Below are 18,328 nucleotides of genomic sequence, written 5' to 3'. Positions count from 1 at the left end.
GAAGATCCGGGGCCGCTTCGCTCAACAACCTCAATCGGCTCGGCCGAGTGAGCAAGCTCCCTCGGCTCTCGCCTCAATCAGTTGTACTGGCCCGGCGTTGTGAAGTCGTCCGACGAGAATGCGTCGAAGTCCACGAAGCCGTAGTCGCCCTCGGTGAACGCACCGTCCGACGCGAAGATGCGGTTGGGGTACCGCTCGCTCTTCGCCTCCTCCGTCGCCTCCACGACGACGTCGCGGTACTTCGAAAGGCCGGTTCCCGCAGGGATCAGCTTTCCGATGATGACGTTCTCCTTGAGACCGACCAGCGGGTCGCGCTTGCCCTGGAGCGCCGCCTCCGTGAGGACGCGGGTGGTCTCCTGGAACGACGCGGCCGACAGCCACGACTCCGTCGCGAGCGACGCCTTCGTGATGCCCATCAGCTCCGGACGCCCCGAGGCGGGACGCTTGCCGTCGACGACCGCCGCACGGTTGAGCTCCTGGTAGCGCTTCACATCGACCATCTCACCGGGGAGCATCTCGGTCTCGCCGTGGTCGACCACGGTGACCTTGCGCAGCATCTGCCGCACGATGACCTCGATGTGCTTGTCGTGGATCGGCACACCCTGCGAGCCGTACACACGCTGCACGCCGCCGACGAGGTACTTCTGCACCTCACGGGCGCCCTGCACGCGCATGATCTCCTTGGGGTCGAGCGTGCCGACCTGGAGCGGCTGACCGACCTTGACGCGGTCGCCGTCCTCGACGAGAAGCGTCGCGCGCTTCAGCACCGGGTACGACTTGACCTCGTCGCCGCTGTCCGGCGTCAGGATGACCTTCTTCTGCTTCTCGGTCTCCTCGATCGTGATGCGACCATCCGCATCGGCGATCGGGGACGCCCCCTTCGGGGTGCGCGCCTCGAACAGCTCCTGCACGCGGGGCAGACCCTGCGTGATGTCGTCCGCCGACGCCGAACCACCGGTGTGGAACGTACGCATCGTCAGCTGCGTGCCCGGCTCGCCGATCGACTGCGCCGCGATGATGCCGACGGCCTCGCCGATGTCGACCAGGTTTCCGGTCGCGAGGGAGCGGCCGTAGCACTGTGCGCAGACGCCGACCGCCGAGTCGCACGTGAGCACCGAACGGACCTTGATCTTCTCGACGCCGCCGGCGACGAGCTTCTCGATCATGATGTCGCCGATGTCCTGACCGGCCTCGGCGAGCACCGTGCCGTCATCTGCAGCCACGTCGGCCGCAAGCGACCGGGCGAAGACCGCGTTCTCGACGTTGGCGTCCGCGACCAGCGTGCCGGACGCATCCGGAGCCGCGATCGTGTACTCGAGACCCTTCGACGTGCCGCAGTCGTCCTCGCGGATGATGACGTCCTGCGAGACGTCGACGAGACGACGCGTCAGGTAACCGGAGTCGGCCGTACGGAGGGCGGTGTCCGCCAGACCCTTGCGGGCACCGTGCGTGGCGATGAAGTACTCCGCGTTCGACAGCCCCTCGCGGTACGAGGAGATGATCGGGCGCGGGATGATCTCGCCCTTCGGGTTGTTCACCAGACCGCGCATACCGGCGATGTTCCGGATCTGCAGCCAGTTGCCTCGCGCACCCGACGACACCATCCGGTTGATGGTGTTGTCCTCCGGGAAGTTGTCGCGCATGGCCTGCTGGATCTTGTCCGTGGCCTCGGTCCACACCTGGATGAGCTCCTGGCGGCGCTCACCGTCGGTGATCAGACCCTTCGCGTACTGCGAGTTGACCTTCGCAGCGAGCTTCTCGTGCTCGGCGACGATCTCGGCCTTCTCCGGCGGCGTGAGCACGTCGGAGAGCGCGACCGTGATACCGGAGCGCGTCGCCCAGTAGAAGCCCGCGTCCTTGATGTTGTCGAGCGTCGCGGCGACGACCGTCTTCGGGTACTCCTCCGCCAGCTTGTTGACGATCTGCGACAGCTTGCCCTTGTCCGCCTGCTCGCGCACGAACGGATAGCCCTTGGGCAGGTTGTCGTTGAAGATCGCCTGGCCGAGCGAGGTGTCGACGAGACCGTGCTCGTCGTAGCCCTCAGGCGCCTGTCCCTCGAGGAAGGTGAGCCCGGCGATCCGGATGCGGACCTTCGCCTGCAGGTCGAGCGTTCCCTCGTCCTTGGCCAGCTGCGCCTCCGACACCGAGCCGAACGCACGTCCTTCGCCCGCGGCACCCTCGATGATCGTCGTGAGGTGGTGCAGACCGATGATCATGTCCTGCGACGGCAGGGTGACCGGACGGCCGTCCGACGGCTTCAGGATGTTGTTCGATGCGAGCATCAGCACGCGGGCCTCGGCCTGAGCCTCGACCGACAGCGGCAGGTGCACGGCCATCTGGTCACCGTCGAAGTCGGCGTTGAACGCCGCACACACGAGCGGGTGGAGCTGAATCGCCTTGCCCTCGACGAGCTGCGGCTCGAAGGCCTGGATGCCCAGGCGGTGCAGGGTGGGAGCACGGTTCAGCAGCACGGGGCGCTCGCGGATGATCTCCTCGAGCACGTCCCAGACCTCGGGGCGCGTGCGCTCGACGGCGCGCTTGGCCGCCTTGATGTTCTGCGAGTGACCGAGGTCGATCAGGCGCTTGATGACGAACGGCTTGAACAGCTCGAGCGCCATCTGCTTCGGCAGGCCGCACTGGTGCAGCTTGAGCTGCGGGCCGACCACGATGACCGAACGGCCGGAGTAGTCGACGCGCTTGCCGAGCAGGTTCTGACGGAACCGGCCCTGCTTGCCCTTCAGCATGTCGCTGAGGGACTTCAGCGCACGGTTGCCCGTGCCCGTGACCGGACGCCCGCGGCGACCGTTGTCGAACAGGGCGTCGACCGACTCCTGCAGCATGCGCTTCTCGTTGTTGACGATGATCTCGGGCGCACCGAGATCGATCAGACGACGAAGGCGGTTGTTGCGGTTGATCACGCGACGGTACAGGTCGTTCAGGTCGCTCGTGGCGAAGCGACCGCCGTCGAGCTGGACCATCGGACGCAGCTCCGGAGGGATCACCGGAACGACGTCGAGGACCATCGAGGCCGGCGACGTGCTGGAGCCGAGGAACGACTGCACGACCTTGAGGCGCTTGATCGCACGGATCTTGCGCTGGCCCTTGCCCTCGGCGATCTGCAGACGCAGTGCCTCGGCCTCGGCCTCCAGGTCGAACTCCGCGAGGCGACGCTGCAGCCCCTCGGCGCCCATGAGCGCCTCGAAGTACTGACCGAAGCGGTCCTGCATCTCCTGGAAGACATCGTCCTCCGCCTTGAGCTGACCCACCTCGAGGTTGCGGAACTCGTCCCACACGCGCTCGAGACGCGCGATCGACTCGTCCGCGCGCTTGCGGATCGTCGCCATCTCCTTCTCGGCGCCGTCCTTGGCCTTCTTCTTCTGGTCGGCCTTGGCGCTCTCCGCCTCGAGGGCGGCGAGGTCGTCCTCGAGCTTCTGCATCTTCTCGGCGATGCGGGCGTCACGGCGGTCGCCGAGCGCCTTGATCTCGAGACGCAGGTTGTTCTCGTGCGTCGAGAGGTCGCGATGGCGCGAATCCTCGTCGACCGAGATCACCATGTAGGCGGCGAAGTAGATGACCTTCTCGAGATCCTTCGGCGCCATGTCGAGCAGGTAGCCGAGGCGCGAAGGCACGCCCTTGAAGTACCAGATGTGGGTGACGGGGGCCGCGAGCTCGATGTGCCCCATGCGCTCACGACGGACGGAGCTCTTGGTGACCTCCACGCCGCAGCGCTCGCACACGATGCCCTTGAAGCGGACCCGCTTGTACTTGCCGCATGAGCACTCCCAGTCCCGTGAGGGACCGAAGATCTGCTCACCGAACAGACCGTCCTTCTCGGGCTTCAGGGTGCGGTAGTTGATCGTCTCGGGCTTCTTGACCTCACCGTACGACCAGCGACGGATGTCGTCGCCAGTGGCCAGGCCGATGCGAAGCTCATCGAAAGTTGTTGCGTCGAGCACTTAATTCTCCTGTGTCGGAAATCTCGAAATCGGCTGGCTGGTTCAGATCTCGTCGATCGAGGCGGACTCGAACCGGCTGGAGATGTTGATGCCGAGCTCTTCCGCGGCGCGGAAGGCTTCGTCGTCGGTGTCGCGAAGGTTGACCTCCGTGCCGTCGGCCGCAAGCACCTCGACGTTCAGGCACAGCGACTGCATCTCCTTCATGAGCACCTTGAAGGACTCGGGGATGCCGGGCTCGGGAATGTTCTCACCCTTGACGATCGACTCGTACACCTTGACGCGCCCGAGGATGTCGTCGGACTTCACCGTGAGAAGCTCCTGCAGCGCGTACGCGGCACCGTAGGCCTCGAGGGCCCACACTTCCATCTCACCGAAGCGCTGACCGCCGAACTGCGCCTTACCGCCCAGCGGCTGCTGGGTGATCATCGAGTACGGACCCGTCGAACGCGCGTGGATCTTGTCGTCGACCAGGTGGTGCAGCTTCAGGATGTACATGTAGCCGACCGAGATCGGCTTCGGGAACGGCTCGCCGGTGCGGCCGTCGAAAAGATCGGCCTTGCCGGTGCTGTCGATCAGCCGCTTGCCGTCGCTGGCCGGGATCGTCGAGTCGAGCAGACCCGAGATCTCGACCTCGCTGGCGCCGTCGAACACCGGGGTGGCGACCTTCGTGCCGGCCTCCGCCTCACGAAGCTCCTCTGGAAGGCGGACTGCCCACTCCGGCTCGCCCTCGATCTTCCAGCCCCTGCTGGCGATCCAGCCGAGGTGAGTCTCGAGAACCTGGCCGAAGTTCATTCGGCCGGGGATGCCCATCGGGTTCAGCACGACGTCGAGCGGAGTGCCGTCGGCGAGGAACGGCATGTCCTCGATCGGCAGGATCTTCGCGATGACGCCCTTGTTGCCGTGGCGGCCGGCGAGCTTGTCACCCTCGGTGATCTTGCGCTTCTGCGCGATGTAGACCACGACGCGGCGGTTGACACCGCTGCCGAGCTCATCGTCGCCCTCCTCGGCGTCGAACTCCTTGACCGCGATGACGGTTCCCTGCTCACCGTGAGGCACCTTCAGCGACGTGTCGCGCACCTCGCGGCTCTTCTCGTTGAAGATCGCGCGGAGCAGGCGCTCCTCGGCGCTGAGCTCGGTCTCGCCCTTCGGCGTGACCTTGCCGACGAGGATGTCGCCAGGACGGACCTCTGCGCCGATGCGGATGATGCCGCGCTCGTCGAGATCCTTCAGCAGGTCAGGACTGACGTTCGGGAGGTCACGGGTGACCTCCTCCTTGCCCAGCTTGGTGTCGCGGGCGTCGACCTCGTACTCCTCGATGTGGATCGACGTGAGGGTGTCGTCCTTGACCAGATTCTGGCTCAGGATGATCGCGTCCTCGAAGTTGTGACCCTCCCATGACATGAACCCGACGAGCAGGTTCTTGCCGATTGCGAGCTCGCCGTCCTGGGTCGACGGGCCGTCTGCGATGACCTGATCGACTTCGACGCGCTCGCCCGCGGCGACGATGACGCGCTGGTTGTAGCTGTTGCCCTGGTTCGAACGGTCGAACTTGCGCAGGAAGAACTCCTGTGTGCCGCCCTCGTCGAGCTGCAGCGTGACGGAGTCGGCCGAGACCTCGGTGACCACGCCCGCCTTGTCGGCGATGATCGAGTCACCCGAGTCGACAGCGGCGTAGCCCTCCATGCCCGTGCCGACGAACGGCGACTCGCTCTCGATGAGCGGCACCGCCTGACGCTGCATGTTGGCACCCATCAGGGCGCGGTTGGCGTCGTCGTGCTCGAGGAACGGGATCAGAGCCGTGCCCACCGACGTCATCTGACGCGGCGAGACGTCCATGTAGCCGACCTCGGCCGCGGCGACCAGGTCGACCTCGCCGTCGCGCTGACGGGCGAGCACCTGTGCCTCGGCGAACGTGCCGTCGGCCGTGAGCTTCGCGTTCGCCTGCGCGATGACGAAGCTCTCCTCCTCGGCGGCCGTGAGGTAGTCGACCCGATCGGTGACCTTGCCGTCGATGACCTGGCGGTACGGCGTCTCGATGAAGCCGAAGGAGTTGATCCGGCCGAAGGTCGCCAATCGGCCGATCAGGCCGATGTTCGGGCCTTCAGGCGTCTCGATCGGGCACATCCGGCCGTAGTGCGACGGGTGCACGTCTCGCACCTCGACACCGGCGCGCTCGCGGGAGAGGCCGCCGGGACCGAGCGCTGAGAGCGTGCGCTTGTGCGTGATCGCCGAGAGCGGGTTGTTCTGGTCGAGGAACTGCGACAGCTGCGAGGTGCCGAAGAACTCCTTGATCGCGGCGACGACGGGGCGCACGTTGATCAGGGTCTGCGGCGTGATGGCCTCGATGTCCTGCGTCGTCATGCGCTCGCGGACGACGCGCTCCATCCGACTCAGACCCGTGCGGACCTGGTTCTGGATGAGCTCGCCGACAGCGCGGATGCGGCGGTTGCCGAAGTTGTCGATGTCGTCGACGTCGATGCGGCGATCGATGATCTCGCCCGACTTGTTGACGCCCTCGAAGCTCTCGTCGCCGCGGTGCAGGCGCACGAGGTACTTGATGGTCGCGACGATGTCTTCGACCGTCAGCGTCGAAGCGCTGATGTCGGTCGCCATGCCCAGCTTCTGATTCAGCTTGTAGCGGCCGACCTTCGCGAGGTCGTAGCGCTTCGGGTTGAAGTAGAAGTTGTCGAGCAGGCTCCGCGCGGCCTCGGCAGCGACCTGCTCGCCCGGGCGGATCTTGCGGTAGATGTCGCGCAGAGCCTCTTCCTGGGTGAGGATCGTGTCCTTCGCCAGGGTCTCCTCGATCGAGGTGAAGCCGGCGAACTCGCGCTCGATGTCCTCCGTGGTCAGGCCGAGGGCCTTCAGGAAGACGGTGACGGGCTGCTTGCGCTTGCGGTCGATGCGCACACCGACCTGGTCGCGCTTGTCGACCTCGAACTCGAGCCACGCGCCGCGGCTCGGGATGATGCGCGAGGAGACGATCTCCTTGTCGCTCGTCTTGTCTGGCGTCTTGTCGAAGTAGACACCGGGCGAGCGCACGAGCTGCGAGACGACGACGCGCTCGGAGCCGTTGATGACGAACGTGCCGTCAACGGTCTGCAGCGGGAAGTCGCCCATGAAGACCGTCTGAGTCTTGATCTCACCGGTCTGGTGGTTCATGAACTCGGCCTCGACGTACAGCGGCGCCGCATACGTCTTGCCGCGCTCCTTCGCCTCCTCGACCGAGTACTTCTCCGGCTCGAGGTAAGGGTTCGCGAACGACAGCTGCATCGTCTCGGAGAGGTCCTCGATGGGTGAGATCTCCTCGAAGATCTCCTCGAGACCGCTCTGCTCCGACTCGTTGCGACGCGGCTCAGCGGCGCGCTCGCGCCATGCGTCGTTTCCGACGAGCCAGTCGAACGACTCCGTCTGCAGTGCGAGCAGATCGGGGACGGTCAGCGTGTCGTTGACTTTGGCGAACGAGAGGCGGGAAGCCCCGCGGCCGTTCTTGGGATTGGTGGATGCGTTGTTGCGCGCAGCAGCCAAGGGGATGACCTCCATGAGCCCGTGGTCAAACGGACTGCTAGATTCCTTGTCGACAGGTGAGGTGCACTTGGATTCCTCGCCTCGGTCCACCCGCCGCAATATGCGGGGACCCACAGGCGCCAGCCGACCACGATATGAAGGCAGGGAAAATCCAGGAAGCGCAACTGTCAACTGTACCCGTTGTTTCCCGGCATGTCCAGCGGGAGTTTCATTGCGGATGTGCTTGGGTGTCCGATTCGCCGCGGTCGGCTCGATCAGGCCGTCGCAGCGCCAGCAGCACGGCCCCCACAACGGCAGCCAGCACACCCAGCATGAGCCCTCCTGCCGTCCGATCCGCACCGGTGACCGCCAGCTCGCCGCTCACGTCGACGGCGGCCGCCCTGACGGCAGCCCGATCCGAGACGCCTGCGGCGACGTTGTCGTCTCCGCTGTAGACGGCAACGAGATGATGTTCGCCGACCGTTTCCATCGTCACCTTCAGCGACACTGACCCGTTCGGACCGAGCTCCTCGACAGCGAGGACCTCGCCCCGCTCACCTCCGGCGTGGAGTGCCACATCGCCGGTGACCAGAGCGATCTCGGATGTCGCAGGGGACACTCTCACGTCGACCGTGATCGTCTCGCCCATGTCGGCGACGTCCGGTGCGCTCAGGACGATGACCGGCTCTGCCCTGGCGACGTCGAGTCGCTGTGCGGCTTCCGAGTCCAGGTGTCTGGTCCGATCGCTGACGAATACCGCACGCACCTGCTGGACGCCTGCGGCGAAGCGCACTCCGTCGATCTCAGCGATGCCGTCGGCGCCGACGGGTGCCGTGCCGATGAGTTCGTCCCCGGAGAACGGGTCGGCATCGGCACCTCCGGTTGAGGCCGCAGGAGCAGGCTCCGTACCCGAGGGGCCCACTCCGGCCTCGGCGGCGCCGTCCGCGGGCACGACGCGAAACGATACGTGCCCGGAGGGCGCCTCGCCGTCTTGGGAGGTCACCGTCGCCTTCAGCAACGTCTCCTCACCGTAGGTGAGCGCATCCGGTGCCGGCCCCGTCACCTCCAGCGTCGTCGCCGTCGCAGCCGGCTCAGCCGTGACGACGAACCCCTCGGAAGCGCCTGGTCGTACGTTGTCGTCGCCGACGTAGTCCACGACGAAGCCATGTTCGCCGACTTCTTCCAGCCTCGCAGTGAGCATGGCGGTGCCGTCCGGTTCGAGTTCGGCCGCATCCCGCACCTCGCCACTGACCTCATCTACCCGCAGACGCACGTCGCCGGTGACGGCTGCCGCATCATCAGGCGAGGCGCTCACCGACACCGCAACCGCGATTGCATCGCCGACGGTCCCGGTCTCGCTTGTCTCCAGCGAGATGGCGGGCTCGGCCCGAGCGATGTCTGCGCTGAACTCCCCCTGCGAATCGGCGAAGCGCGGCGAAGCACTGTCGAAGTCGACTCGCACACGCTGCTCCCCTGCCTCGAACGCGACCGTGCGCTCGAGGATCGCGGTGCCATCAGCACCCAGCACTGCTGCACCGAGTTCCTCGTACTCGCTGCCACCCGCGACTGCGGCGCTGAAGGTCACCTCGCCCGATGCCGCTCTGTCCTCACCGGCGATGACCGTCGCGCTGAGCTCGACGGCGTCCCCGTACACCGGGGCGCCACCGGCTGCCGAGCGTGCGCTGAACTCGATGCGGGTGTCGAGCACCGCCTCATGGACCTCGACTGCGCGCGCGCCGGGTGCCCCGACGGCGAGCGGGTCGAGCGGCGTCGTCTCCGTGAAGGCCTCTCCTGCCCCGCCCGGTTCCATGAACCAGCCGTTGCCCTCCGCGTAGTCGGGGAATTCGCGGTATCCGTCAGCGAAGGACGGCGCGTACACCACGCGCTGGAACTCCGGTGAGGCCGTGTCATCGCCTGCACGCAGGAACGAAACCCGGAAGCTGTTGTGCGTGATGGTCGTATCGTCCGACACGTCGGTTGGGCCGATCACGCCGTCGTTCACGATGGTTCCTCCGCCGAGGATCTGCACTCCGGCTGCCCCGGTGGGGTCGCCTTCTGCACCGAGGATCCGACCGGTCGACCCCACCACGAACGTTCCGAAGTCCGGTGCGTCGTACACATGCAACGACCCCTGAGGAACGCGCAGCGTGCCGTCTATGCGAACGTCGCCGCTCGAGGTCGTACCCGGTCCCGGACCGACGGCACCGGCACCGCCTCGATGAGATGCGCCGACGGCAGATACAACTGCTCCTTCTCCGACGAAGAGACTGCCACCGGCGCCCGAGCGGCCGACTGCTGGCGAACCACCACCGATCGCAGCGGCGAATGTTGCACTCGCCACCACTCTTGCTTCCCCCGTGACCCGTACGGGCCCGCCGGCACCACCTTCGCCGGCGCCTCCGATGCCTGCACCGTATGCCCCTCCGGAAGCGGTGACCTCAGCATGGTCGGATACCGAGACGGTCCCGCCCTGGCCACCGCTCCCCGCACCGATCCCTGCGGAAAGCCAGCTGCTGGCCTCCACTACGGCCCCTCCTGAGATCTCTACGTCGCCGCCCCAGCGTCCTGTGCCGCCGCCGATGCCTGCACCGCTGTATCCGGTCGCTGTGACCTTGGCGTCGCCGGAGATCGTGACCGTGCCGCCCACCCCTGACATACCACCGCCGATGCCTGCACCGTTGGACGAGCTCTCAGCGGCCACCACGGCCTGGCCGGAGATGTTCACCTCGCCACCGGATCCGCCCTGGTCACCGCCGATCGCGGCGCCGTAGAAGGTTCCGGATGCCTCGACCACGGCGTTCCCAGCGATGTCCACCGTGCCGCCGTCCGCCATACCGGCCTCAGCGTCCCCGCCGATCCTGCCGATGACCTTCGCATTGCCGGTGATGGTGAGGTGCGCTCCGGCCGTGCGCAGAAGCGATACGTCGAGCTTGCCCGCTTCGTCTCGCGCAGGACTGCTGTCGGTCACCGTCAGGTGCTTGCCCGATGCGATCGCAGTCACCGCCGACCAGACCCACAGGCTGTTCTGGTTCAGGTCGATTGTGAGGGAGCAGGCGATGTCGAGGTCCACCAGAGCCTTGGCGATATCGGAGGTCAGTCGCACCGTGCTCCCTTCCGCGCACGAGACGGAGACTGCGTCGACCAGTTGGTCCCAGTCCGCCACCTCGACCACTTCGCTCGCAGCCGGAGCGCCTACGGCAGCGGTGCTTCCGGCGACGCTGCCGGGAGCATCCGGCGACGCGACGTCGCCAGCCGACCCGCTCTCATCGGATGGTGCGCCCACCGCCTCGGACGTCCCATCCATGCTCTGCGCCGCCGTCGACGGCGGGGCGGGGAAAGCGATGAGCATGGTCACAGCGGCCAGCATTCCCATCGCTGCGACAGCCCAGCGATGATGCGCCGCACCGGCGCGCTTGTGGTCATACGTGAAGGTCACAATCGGTCTCCTCTGATGTCACGAGGACGAATCGGCGCAGAGTCGGAGAGCGACCCTCCCGGAGATTCCCACGTGCCACGGAGCAGATCGCATCATCTTAAACGGACTAGATGTCCGTCTCTGACGTTAGCCTCAGCCTGCGGCATCCGCAAGACCCCACCGCCTTCGGCGTCCAGCTCCACCCCACGGCGGGCCAGCCGTGTTCGAATCGCACTTCTGGGGTGCTGTCCCCGCTCGCCCCTCAGAAGTGCGACTCGAGCCCTGCCCTCCGCCGCCGCTGAGAGATCGCGTGGATGGGTGCCGGTGACGCGAGGCGATCTGTTCGCGCGACCTCTTAGGGTTGAGTGCGTGGGCAGGAAGCGCGACAGACCGGATGAGGCGCCGCAGGCGCGGCTGACGGACGGCCGGATCGTCCGGATCCTGCCCAGCGAGATCACTTCCGGCTTCGAAGTCGACGTCGGCGGCACACCGCAGTCTCACGTCGACCTCGCCGACCCGACGCACCTGCACTTCGAGTACGTCGCGCGGATGGGCGCCGTCATCGATCAGCTCCCGGACGGCCCGCTCACGGCGGTGCACCTGGGCGCGGGCGGGCTCACGATCCCCCGCTACATCGCGTCGACCAGACCGGGGTCCCGCCAGCAGGTGATCGAACTGGAGCAGCCGCTGGTCGATCTCGTGCGCGAGCATCTGCCGCTGCCGCGCGGAGCGTCCATCCGGATGCGCATCGGCGATGCGCGCGAGGGTCTCGGCCGCCTCCCGAGCGCCATGCACGGCGGCGTCGACCTGCTGGTCAGCGACGTGTACTCGGGCGCCCAGACCCCGGCGCACCTGACCACTGTCGAGTTCTACTCCGCGTGCGCCGAGATGCTCTCGGCATCGGGGGTGCTGCTGGTCAACGCCGCGGACGGCGCCGGCCTGGCGTTCGCTCGCCGACAGGTCGCCACCATCAGGGAGGTGCTGCCGGAGGTCGCGGTCCTCGCCGAGGTGCAGGTGCTCAAAGGGCGCCGGTTCGGGAATCTGGTGATCGCGGCATCTGCTCAGTCACTGCCTGTGGAATGGCTGCCGCGCCTGATGGCGGCGGGCCCGCATCCGGCCAAGGTCGCGCACGGCGACGAGATCGAGCGCTTCGTCGCCGGCGCCAGACCCGCCAGCGACGGCGATGCCACCGACTCCCCGAAACCCTCGCTGAAGCTGTTCGAGCGGTAGCGGAGCATCCGGATGCGCCGGAGCCGACGCGTTCAGCTCGGCAGACGTCGATGCAGGTAACGGTTCGGTTTCGGAGCGTCTCCGCGCGCCGCCAGGACTCCCCCAGACGCGTCTTGCACACTGGGAGAGGAACGCGCGAGTGAAAGGGAGTCGGGTTGAGCTACATCCGGGGATACGACTCAGAGAGCCTGCGCGAGATCGTCGACGAGGCGGAATGCCGCCAGCGGCTCGAAGACATCGGACAGCAGCGCAGCCTGCCAGCACTGCTCGAGCGCGTGTGGCTGCTGAAGGTGCTCGGCGAACTCGACGAGGCCATCGCCCTCTCTGAGCAGTCGGTGCGCGTCGCGCGCATGGCCGGCACGCGCAAGGATCTGCTCCGCTCCCGCATTCTGCACTCATCCGTGCTCATCGAGCGCGGAGCATACGACGCGGCCGACAGCGAGCTGTCGACTTGCGCGGAGGAGGCCGAGGGTCAGGAGTGGCCGTCGATCACGGCGTTCGCACTGAGCCATCGCGGTCGCGCCAGGTACGACGCTGGCGACGCCGACGGCGCGCGCAGCGACTTCAAACGGGTGCTGTTCCTGCGCCAGGAGCTGAGCGCGCCCGATTCGCAGCTCGAGGTCGCGATGAGCATGGTCGAGGCGGCCGAACGTCGCCGTGGCGCTGCCCTCGCAAGCTGACGGGGCGCACCCGCCCTTCCCATATGCCGAGCTGCGGTACTCGGCAACAGGTGGCGCACTCTGCCATACCTGAGCGGTGGCTCCCAGCGGGGTGGCGCAACGTGGCACACGGCAAGGCGAGGCGATTCCGGATGATCGCCGGGCGCGGCGACCGGGATGTCCGAGGCTCCGATTAGCATCTTCGTATGTCGGATCTGAGTCGCGTCACCGTGTGGGCAAACGCCCTCATCCGGATGCACCTCGACGACACGTGGTCGTTCGCGTTCGACAACGCCAAGCGGCGTGCGGGGCTGTGCGACTTCTCGCGGAAGCGGATCTCGGTGTCACGGTACATCTCGGCCCGGAACGATGACGACGAGGTTCACCAGACGCTGCTGCACGAGGTGGCGCACGCCCTGGCGGGCCCAGGCGCTGGGCACGGCCGCCAATGGAAGCGCATCGCGCGCGAGATCGGCTACGTCGGCGGCACGCTGCACTACGGCGATACGCCTACCGAGCTCGCACCGTGGGTCGGCACGTGCCCGAGCGGTCACACGATCTACCGGTACCGCCGCCCGTCCCGCCCCTCCTCGTGCCCCAGGTGCTCCCCGCGCTTCGACCGCCGCTTCGAGTTCACCTGGTTCAAGCGCGAGATCACCCCCGCCACCCGCCGCCTCGCCTCCGCCCCACGCTGACCCGACGCCCCGCCCCGTGGACCCTGCGCCCGGCTCGCGAGATGCGCACATATCGTCGAGATGCGCCGGTTTTGACGCTGTTGCGTCGAAAAAGTACGCATCTCGGCAGCCCGACCATGCCGGGCACGACCGGATGGTCGACGCTCCCGGATGGCAGACTGGCCGCATGCGAGTGCTTCTGAAGCTCGAGCTCGACTGCACGCCGTCCGCTGCGTGGCGCGCGGTGCAGTCGCCTGCCGCGCTCGGCGAGATCCACGGGCCGCTCATCCGGATCGAACCGCTCTCCACCCTGCCGACGCAGTGGGAACCGGGAGGCGACGCCGCCATCCGGTACGCCGTCGGCCCCCTCCGATTGGGGTCTCACCTCATCCGGATCGCGCATCGCGACGAGCGCGACAGCAACGGACGCGTACGCATCTTCCGAGACTGGGGCGACGCCCTCACCGGCCCGCTCGCGCTGCTCGACGCGTGGGACCATCAGATGGCCGTTTCGCCGTCGCCGAGCGACGAGAAGAAGACCCTCTGGCGCGAGCGCCTCGTGTTCGCGGGTGCGGCGGCCCCGCTCTGCTGGCCCGCCCTCTGGCTGCTCTGGCAGTGGCGCGCCGCGCACCTCAAGCGCCTCGCCCCCACCTGGGAGCACGACCCTGCCGTTCGTGAGGGATCTCTGCGGGAATGAGCGCCGTCTTGCCGACGGAGATCGCCCACGAACGGACGGACGGACGGTGCAGGGGACCGGTGGTTATGCGTTCGGCAGCAGCGTGTACTTCGTCGACAGGTACTCGTGGATGCCCTCGAGGCCGCCTTCGCGGCCCATGCCCGACTGCTTGACGCCGCCGAACGGGGCGGCCGCGTTCGAGACGACGCCCGCGTTGAGGCCCATCATGCCCGTGTCGAGGCGGTCGATCATGCGGTGGCCGCGGGCGAGGTCCTCCGTGAAGACGTAGGACACCAGCCCGTACTCCGTGTCGTCGGCGATCTCGACCGCCTCGTCCTCCGTCGAGAAGGTGACGACCGCGAACACGGGCCCGAAGATCTCCTCCGACATGATCGAGGCGTCGCGCGTGAGGTCGGACAGGACGGTCGGCTCGAAGAAGCTGCCTGCACCGTCGATCCGCTTCCCGCCGTGCACGAGCGTCGCCCCCTTGCCCACGGCGTCTTCCACGAGCTCCGACGCCTTCGCGACCGCGTCATCGTCGATGAGGGGGCCGATCTGCACGCCCTCCTCCGTGCCGCGCCCGATCCTCATCTCCGAGACGCGCTCGGCGATCCGTCTCGTGAACTCCGCGGCGACGTCCTCGTGCACGATGATCCGGTTCGCAGCCGTGCACGCCTGTCCGATGTTGCGGAACTTCGCCGCCATCGCGCCGTCGACCGCCTTGTCGAGGTCGGCGTCTTCGAAGACGACGAACGGAGCGTTGCCGCCGAGCTCCATCGACACACGCAGCACATTCTCCGCGGCCTGCGCGATGAGGCGCTTGCCGACTCCGGTGGATCCGGTGAACGACAGTTTGCGCAGTCTCCTGTCGCCGATGATCGGCTCCGAGACGCGGCTTGAGCTCGACGAGGTGACCACATTGACTACGCCTTTCGGCAGGCCGGCCTCTTCGAGCAGCTGCACGAACAGCATTGTCGTCAGCGGTGTGAGCTGAGGCGGCTTGATGACGCTGGTGCACCCAGCGGCCAGCGCCGGCGCGATCTTGCGGGTCGCCATCGCGAGCGGGAAGTTCCACGGCGTGATGAAGAAACAGGGTCCGACGGGGCGCTGTGACACGATCATCCGCCCTGTGCCCTCCGGGGTGGATCCGTAGCGCCCGGAGATGCGCACGGCTTCTTCGCTGAACCAGCGCAGGAACTCGCCGCCGTAGGCGACCTCGCCGAGCGATTCCTGGTACGGCTTGCCCATCTCGAGGGTCATCACGAGTGCGAGATCCCCCTTGCGCTCCTGCACCAGCTCCCATGCGCGGCGCAGGATGTCGCTGCGCCTGCGGGGCGACGTCGCCGCCCACTCGTCCTGTGCCGCGACCGCGGCATCGAGCGCGGCCGTCGCGTCGTCTGCCGTCGCATCGGCGACACGGGCGATCACCTCGTTCGTGGCCGGGTCGCGAACGGCGAACGTCGCGCCTCCCGTCGCGTCGACCCACTCTCCGCCGATGAACAATCGACCGGAGATCCCATGGAGCAGCGTCTTCTCACTGTCATTCATTCGCGCATTCCCTTCCTGAGGCAGATCAGATCCTCCGAAGATCTTCCGCCATGGCGCGGCCGACGATCTGCGGAGTGGTCATGCCGTGAGACTACGCACACCGGCGCGGTGCGCGCTTGTACACCGCGCCGCATCAGTGCAGAGCGGATCGCCGCGGTGTACAGCGCACGCGATCGCATCGCCACCAGTCCCACCGTTTGTGGGTGATCTCTGCGGGTAAGAGCGCCGTCATCTCAACAGAGATCACCACAAACGGACAGTGCGGATGCGCGGTCAGTCCGCGGCTAGCGCCTCCACCGGTGAGACGCGGGTCGCCAGGCGCGTCGGGCCGACGGCGGCGACCAGTGTGAGCACGACGGTCGCGACGACGATCACCGCCACCACCAGCCACGGCACGGCGGGCACCACAAGCGACCCGGAGGGGCTCCCGGTCAGAGAGACGGCGCCGAGCAGGGACTGCGCGCCCGCCCACCCGTAGAAGGCCCCGAGCATCAGTCCGAACAGGACAGCCGCAATCGTGACGTGGGCGGCCTCGAGCAGCACCATCCGGCGGATCTGCGGGTTCGACAGGCCGATCGCCCGCAGCAGACCCAGCTCGGTGCGCCGCTGCACGACCCCGATCGTGAGCAGGTTCACCAGCCCCACTGCGGCGATCACCGCGGCGACGGCGACCAGCCCCATCATCACGGCGGAGAACATGTCGAGAGCGACGAGCCCCTCGGCGAGGTCGCCGGGGTCGGAGTTCGCGATCAGCACCGACTTCGCCGACTCCGTCGCCACGGCGAACATGGTCACCAGCGTCACGCCGACGACCACGCCGATGGCCATACGACTCGACCGCTCCGGGTACCGCAGCGCGTTCTCCGCCGCCATCCGCGCCGTAGCCGCGCCTCCGAACACCCGGCCGACGAGGCGCAGCACGGGCGGCATCACGAGCGTCGCGCCCGTGACCAGCCCGGTGAATGACAGCAGCCCGCCGAGGAACGCCACGGGCAGACCGAGCGGAGACTCCAGCCCGATCGCCACACCCAGGCCGAGCAGCCCGAACCCGATGGCGAGCAGGATGATGCTTCCGACATTGCGCTTCACACCCCCACGGGCCTCCGCGGCCGAGCGCGGTGCGGCACCGCCGAGAGCCTGGAGCGGGGTGACGTCGATGACCCGTCGCGACCCGACCCATGCCGCGAGCCACGTCGTGAGCACGACGGCGACCGTCGGCAGCAGCACCCACGGCTGCAGCACGTTGTAGTCGACGGCGGGCAGTGCGGGCAGTCCGGCGCCCGCCACCTGCTCCGCGACGACGGCGTCGGCGATGCGCGTTCCGGCCGCGGAGAGCCCGAGACCTGCGATGAGCCCGATGGTCGCGCCGAGCGCTCCCACGGCGAGCCCCTGGCGCGCGACGGCGGAGCGCTGCGAACGGGCGGATGCCCCGATCAGCCGCATCAGTGCGATCTGCCGCGTGCGCCCCGCGACCACCGTGGAGAAGGTGTTGCTGGTCACGATCGCGCCGACGTACATCGCGATGACGACGAACACGACCGCCAGCATCGCGATCACGACCGCCAGCGTGCCGGATTCTCCGAACACGAGGGTGAGCAGATCTGCGAGGTATCCGGTCGTCGTCAGCAGCACGACGCCGAATCCTGCCGAGAGCGCGGCGACGAGCACGCTCGCGCCCATGCCCCGTTCCCGCAGCAGCGACGTCGGGCGACGGCTCGGTACCTGCGGGGCGGCCGACCGCCCGGTCTCGATCGCGACGCTCATGCGACGCTCCCTCGCGAGGGAGCGGGCCCGGACACCGAAGGGAAGCTCACGCCGGATGTTCCGATGTGCTCGCCGCCGGAGCGTGCGGCATCCGCAGCCGGATGCCCGTCGGCACGATCGTCCTCGGCATGCAGCATGTGCGCCGAGATCTGCTCCGGCGTCTGCCGCGGCTTGTCGGCGACGAGCCGGCCATCACCGAGGAACAGCACGCGGTCGGCGTGGCTCGCGGCGATCGGGTCGTGCGTGACCATCGCGATCGACTGACCGTGGCGCCTGCTCGCATCGGCGAGCAGCGCCAGCACCTCTCGGCTCGTGCGGGAGTCGAGAGCGCCTGTCGGCTCATCGGCGAACACCAGGTCGGGCGCAGTCGCCAGCGCCCTGGCGATCGCGACTCGCTGCTGCTGACCGCCCGACAGCTCGTGGGGCCGATGCGAGAGACGGTCGCCGATGCCGAGCGATGAGATCAGTCCATCGATGCGCGCCTGCTCATCCGCGCTGGGGCGCCGGCCGTCGAGTTCGAACGGCAGCATGATGTTGCCGCGCACGTCGAGCGTGGGCACCAGGTTGAATGCCTGGAACACGAACCCGACCCTGCGCCGGCGCAGCACCGTGAGCTGGCCGTCGGCGAGGCTCGTGATCTCGGTGTCACCGATCCATGCGCCGCCGTTCGTCGGGGCGTCGAGCCCCGCCATCACGTGCATGAGCGTCGATTTCCCGGAACCGGACGGCCCCATGATCGCAGTGAACTGGCCGCGCCGGATACCGACGCTCACGTTGTCGAGGGCCGTGACCTGCGACCCCCCGGCGCCGTACGTCTTGGTCAGATTGGTGACGCGGGCGGCAAGCCCCATATCGCTGCTGGTGATGTTCATATCTCGACGCTACGAAGCGCCCGCGGCGCG

The 18,328-nt window shown here is 67.7% G+C and carries 10 protein-coding genes; 4 read left to right on the top strand and 6 right to left on the bottom strand.

Features of this window, described 5'->3' with window-relative positions; translation table 11 throughout:
* Positions 1–77 precede the first annotated feature (77 nt).
* From rpoC to DZG09_RS05430, 3 genes are all read right to left on the bottom strand, one after another.
* Positions 78–3,956: a DNA-directed RNA polymerase subunit beta' gene (gene rpoC, locus DZG09_RS05440; RefSeq protein WP_119696636.1), complete on the bottom strand. Its 3,879-nt coding sequence runs from the start codon at positions 3,954–3,956 to the stop codon at positions 78–80.
* 42 nt (positions 3,957–3,998) lie between these two features.
* Complete coding sequence (gene rpoB / locus DZG09_RS05435) at positions 3,999–7,481, bottom strand: DNA-directed RNA polymerase subunit beta (RefSeq protein ID WP_119697408.1); 3,483 nt, start codon at positions 7,479–7,481, stop codon at positions 3,999–4,001.
* Between the two features lie 208 nt (positions 7,482–7,689).
* Entirely contained in the window at positions 7,690–10,896 is a 3,207-nt protein-coding gene (locus tag DZG09_RS05430; RefSeq protein WP_119696635.1) for an Ig-like domain-containing protein, read from the bottom strand.
* Between the two features lie 348 nt (positions 10,897–11,244).
* Between DZG09_RS05430 and DZG09_RS05425 the strand changes: the two genes are divergently transcribed.
* From DZG09_RS05425 to DZG09_RS05410, 4 genes are all read left to right on the top strand, one after another.
* Positions 11,245–12,105, top strand: coding sequence for a spermidine synthase (locus DZG09_RS05425; protein WP_119696634.1), 861 nt, complete (start codon positions 11,245–11,247; stop codon positions 12,103–12,105).
* 155 nt (positions 12,106–12,260) lie between these two features.
* Positions 12,261–12,785, top strand: coding sequence for a hypothetical protein (locus tag DZG09_RS05420; RefSeq protein ID WP_119696633.1), 525 nt, complete (start codon positions 12,261–12,263; stop codon positions 12,783–12,785).
* 185 nt (positions 12,786–12,970) lie between these two features.
* Positions 12,971–13,459, top strand: coding sequence for a SprT-like domain-containing protein (locus tag DZG09_RS05415; protein WP_119696632.1), 489 nt, complete (start codon positions 12,971–12,973; stop codon positions 13,457–13,459).
* Positions 13,460–13,625: 166 nt separating this feature from the next.
* Positions 13,626–14,135 carry a hypothetical protein gene (locus DZG09_RS05410; RefSeq protein ID WP_119697407.1) on the top strand — a complete coding sequence of 170 codons (510 nt, stop codon included), beginning with the start codon at positions 13,626–13,628 and terminating at the stop codon, positions 14,133–14,135.
* 63 nt (positions 14,136–14,198) lie between these two features.
* Here DZG09_RS05410 and DZG09_RS05405 read toward each other — a convergent pair whose 3' ends face one another.
* From DZG09_RS05405 to DZG09_RS05395, 3 genes are all read right to left on the bottom strand, one after another.
* Positions 14,199–15,662 (bottom strand): NAD-dependent succinate-semialdehyde dehydrogenase, encoded by a 1,464-nt coding sequence (locus DZG09_RS05405; protein ID WP_119696631.1) that lies wholly within the window; start codon positions 15,660–15,662, stop codon positions 14,199–14,201.
* Positions 15,663–15,935: 273 nt separating this feature from the next.
* A complete protein-coding gene (locus DZG09_RS05400) occupies positions 15,936–17,426 on the bottom strand; it encodes an ABC transporter permease (protein ID WP_119696630.1) in 1,491 nt (496 codons plus the stop codon).
* On the bottom strand, positions 17,423–18,298 hold the full coding sequence (locus DZG09_RS05395) for an ABC transporter ATP-binding protein (RefSeq protein ID WP_119696629.1): 876 nt from the start codon (positions 18,296–18,298) through the stop codon (positions 17,423–17,425). The genes DZG09_RS05400 and DZG09_RS05395 overlap by 4 nt, the downstream gene beginning before the upstream one ends.
* Positions 18,299–18,328 lie beyond the last annotated feature (30 nt).

Source organism: Microbacterium halotolerans, from assembly GCF_003569805.1.
GTDB lineage: Bacteria > Actinomycetota > Actinomycetes > Actinomycetales > Microbacteriaceae > Microbacterium > Microbacterium halotolerans.
The sequence above is the reverse complement of the archived record's forward strand: the minus strand, read 5'-3'. Positions and strand labels throughout refer to the sequence as shown.

Coding starts and splice junctions, on each gene's coding strand:
- DZG09_RS05415 (WP_119696632.1), top strand. CDS start 12,971: ATGTCGGATCTGAGTCGCGTCACCGTGTGGGCAAACGCCCTCATCCGG.
- DZG09_RS05410 (WP_119697407.1), top strand. CDS start 13,626: ATGCGAGTGCTTCTGAAGCTCGAGCTCGACTGCACGCCGTCCGCTGCG.
- DZG09_RS05405 (WP_119696631.1), bottom strand. CDS start 15,662: ATGAATGACAGTGAGAAGACGCTGCTCCATGGGATCTCCGGTCGATTG.
- DZG09_RS05400 (WP_119696630.1), bottom strand. CDS start 17,426: ATGAGCGTCGCGATCGAGACCGGGCGGTCGGCCGCCCCGCAGGTACCG.
- DZG09_RS05395 (WP_119696629.1), bottom strand. CDS start 18,298: ATGAACATCACCAGCAGCGATATGGGGCTTGCCGCCCGCGTCACCAAT.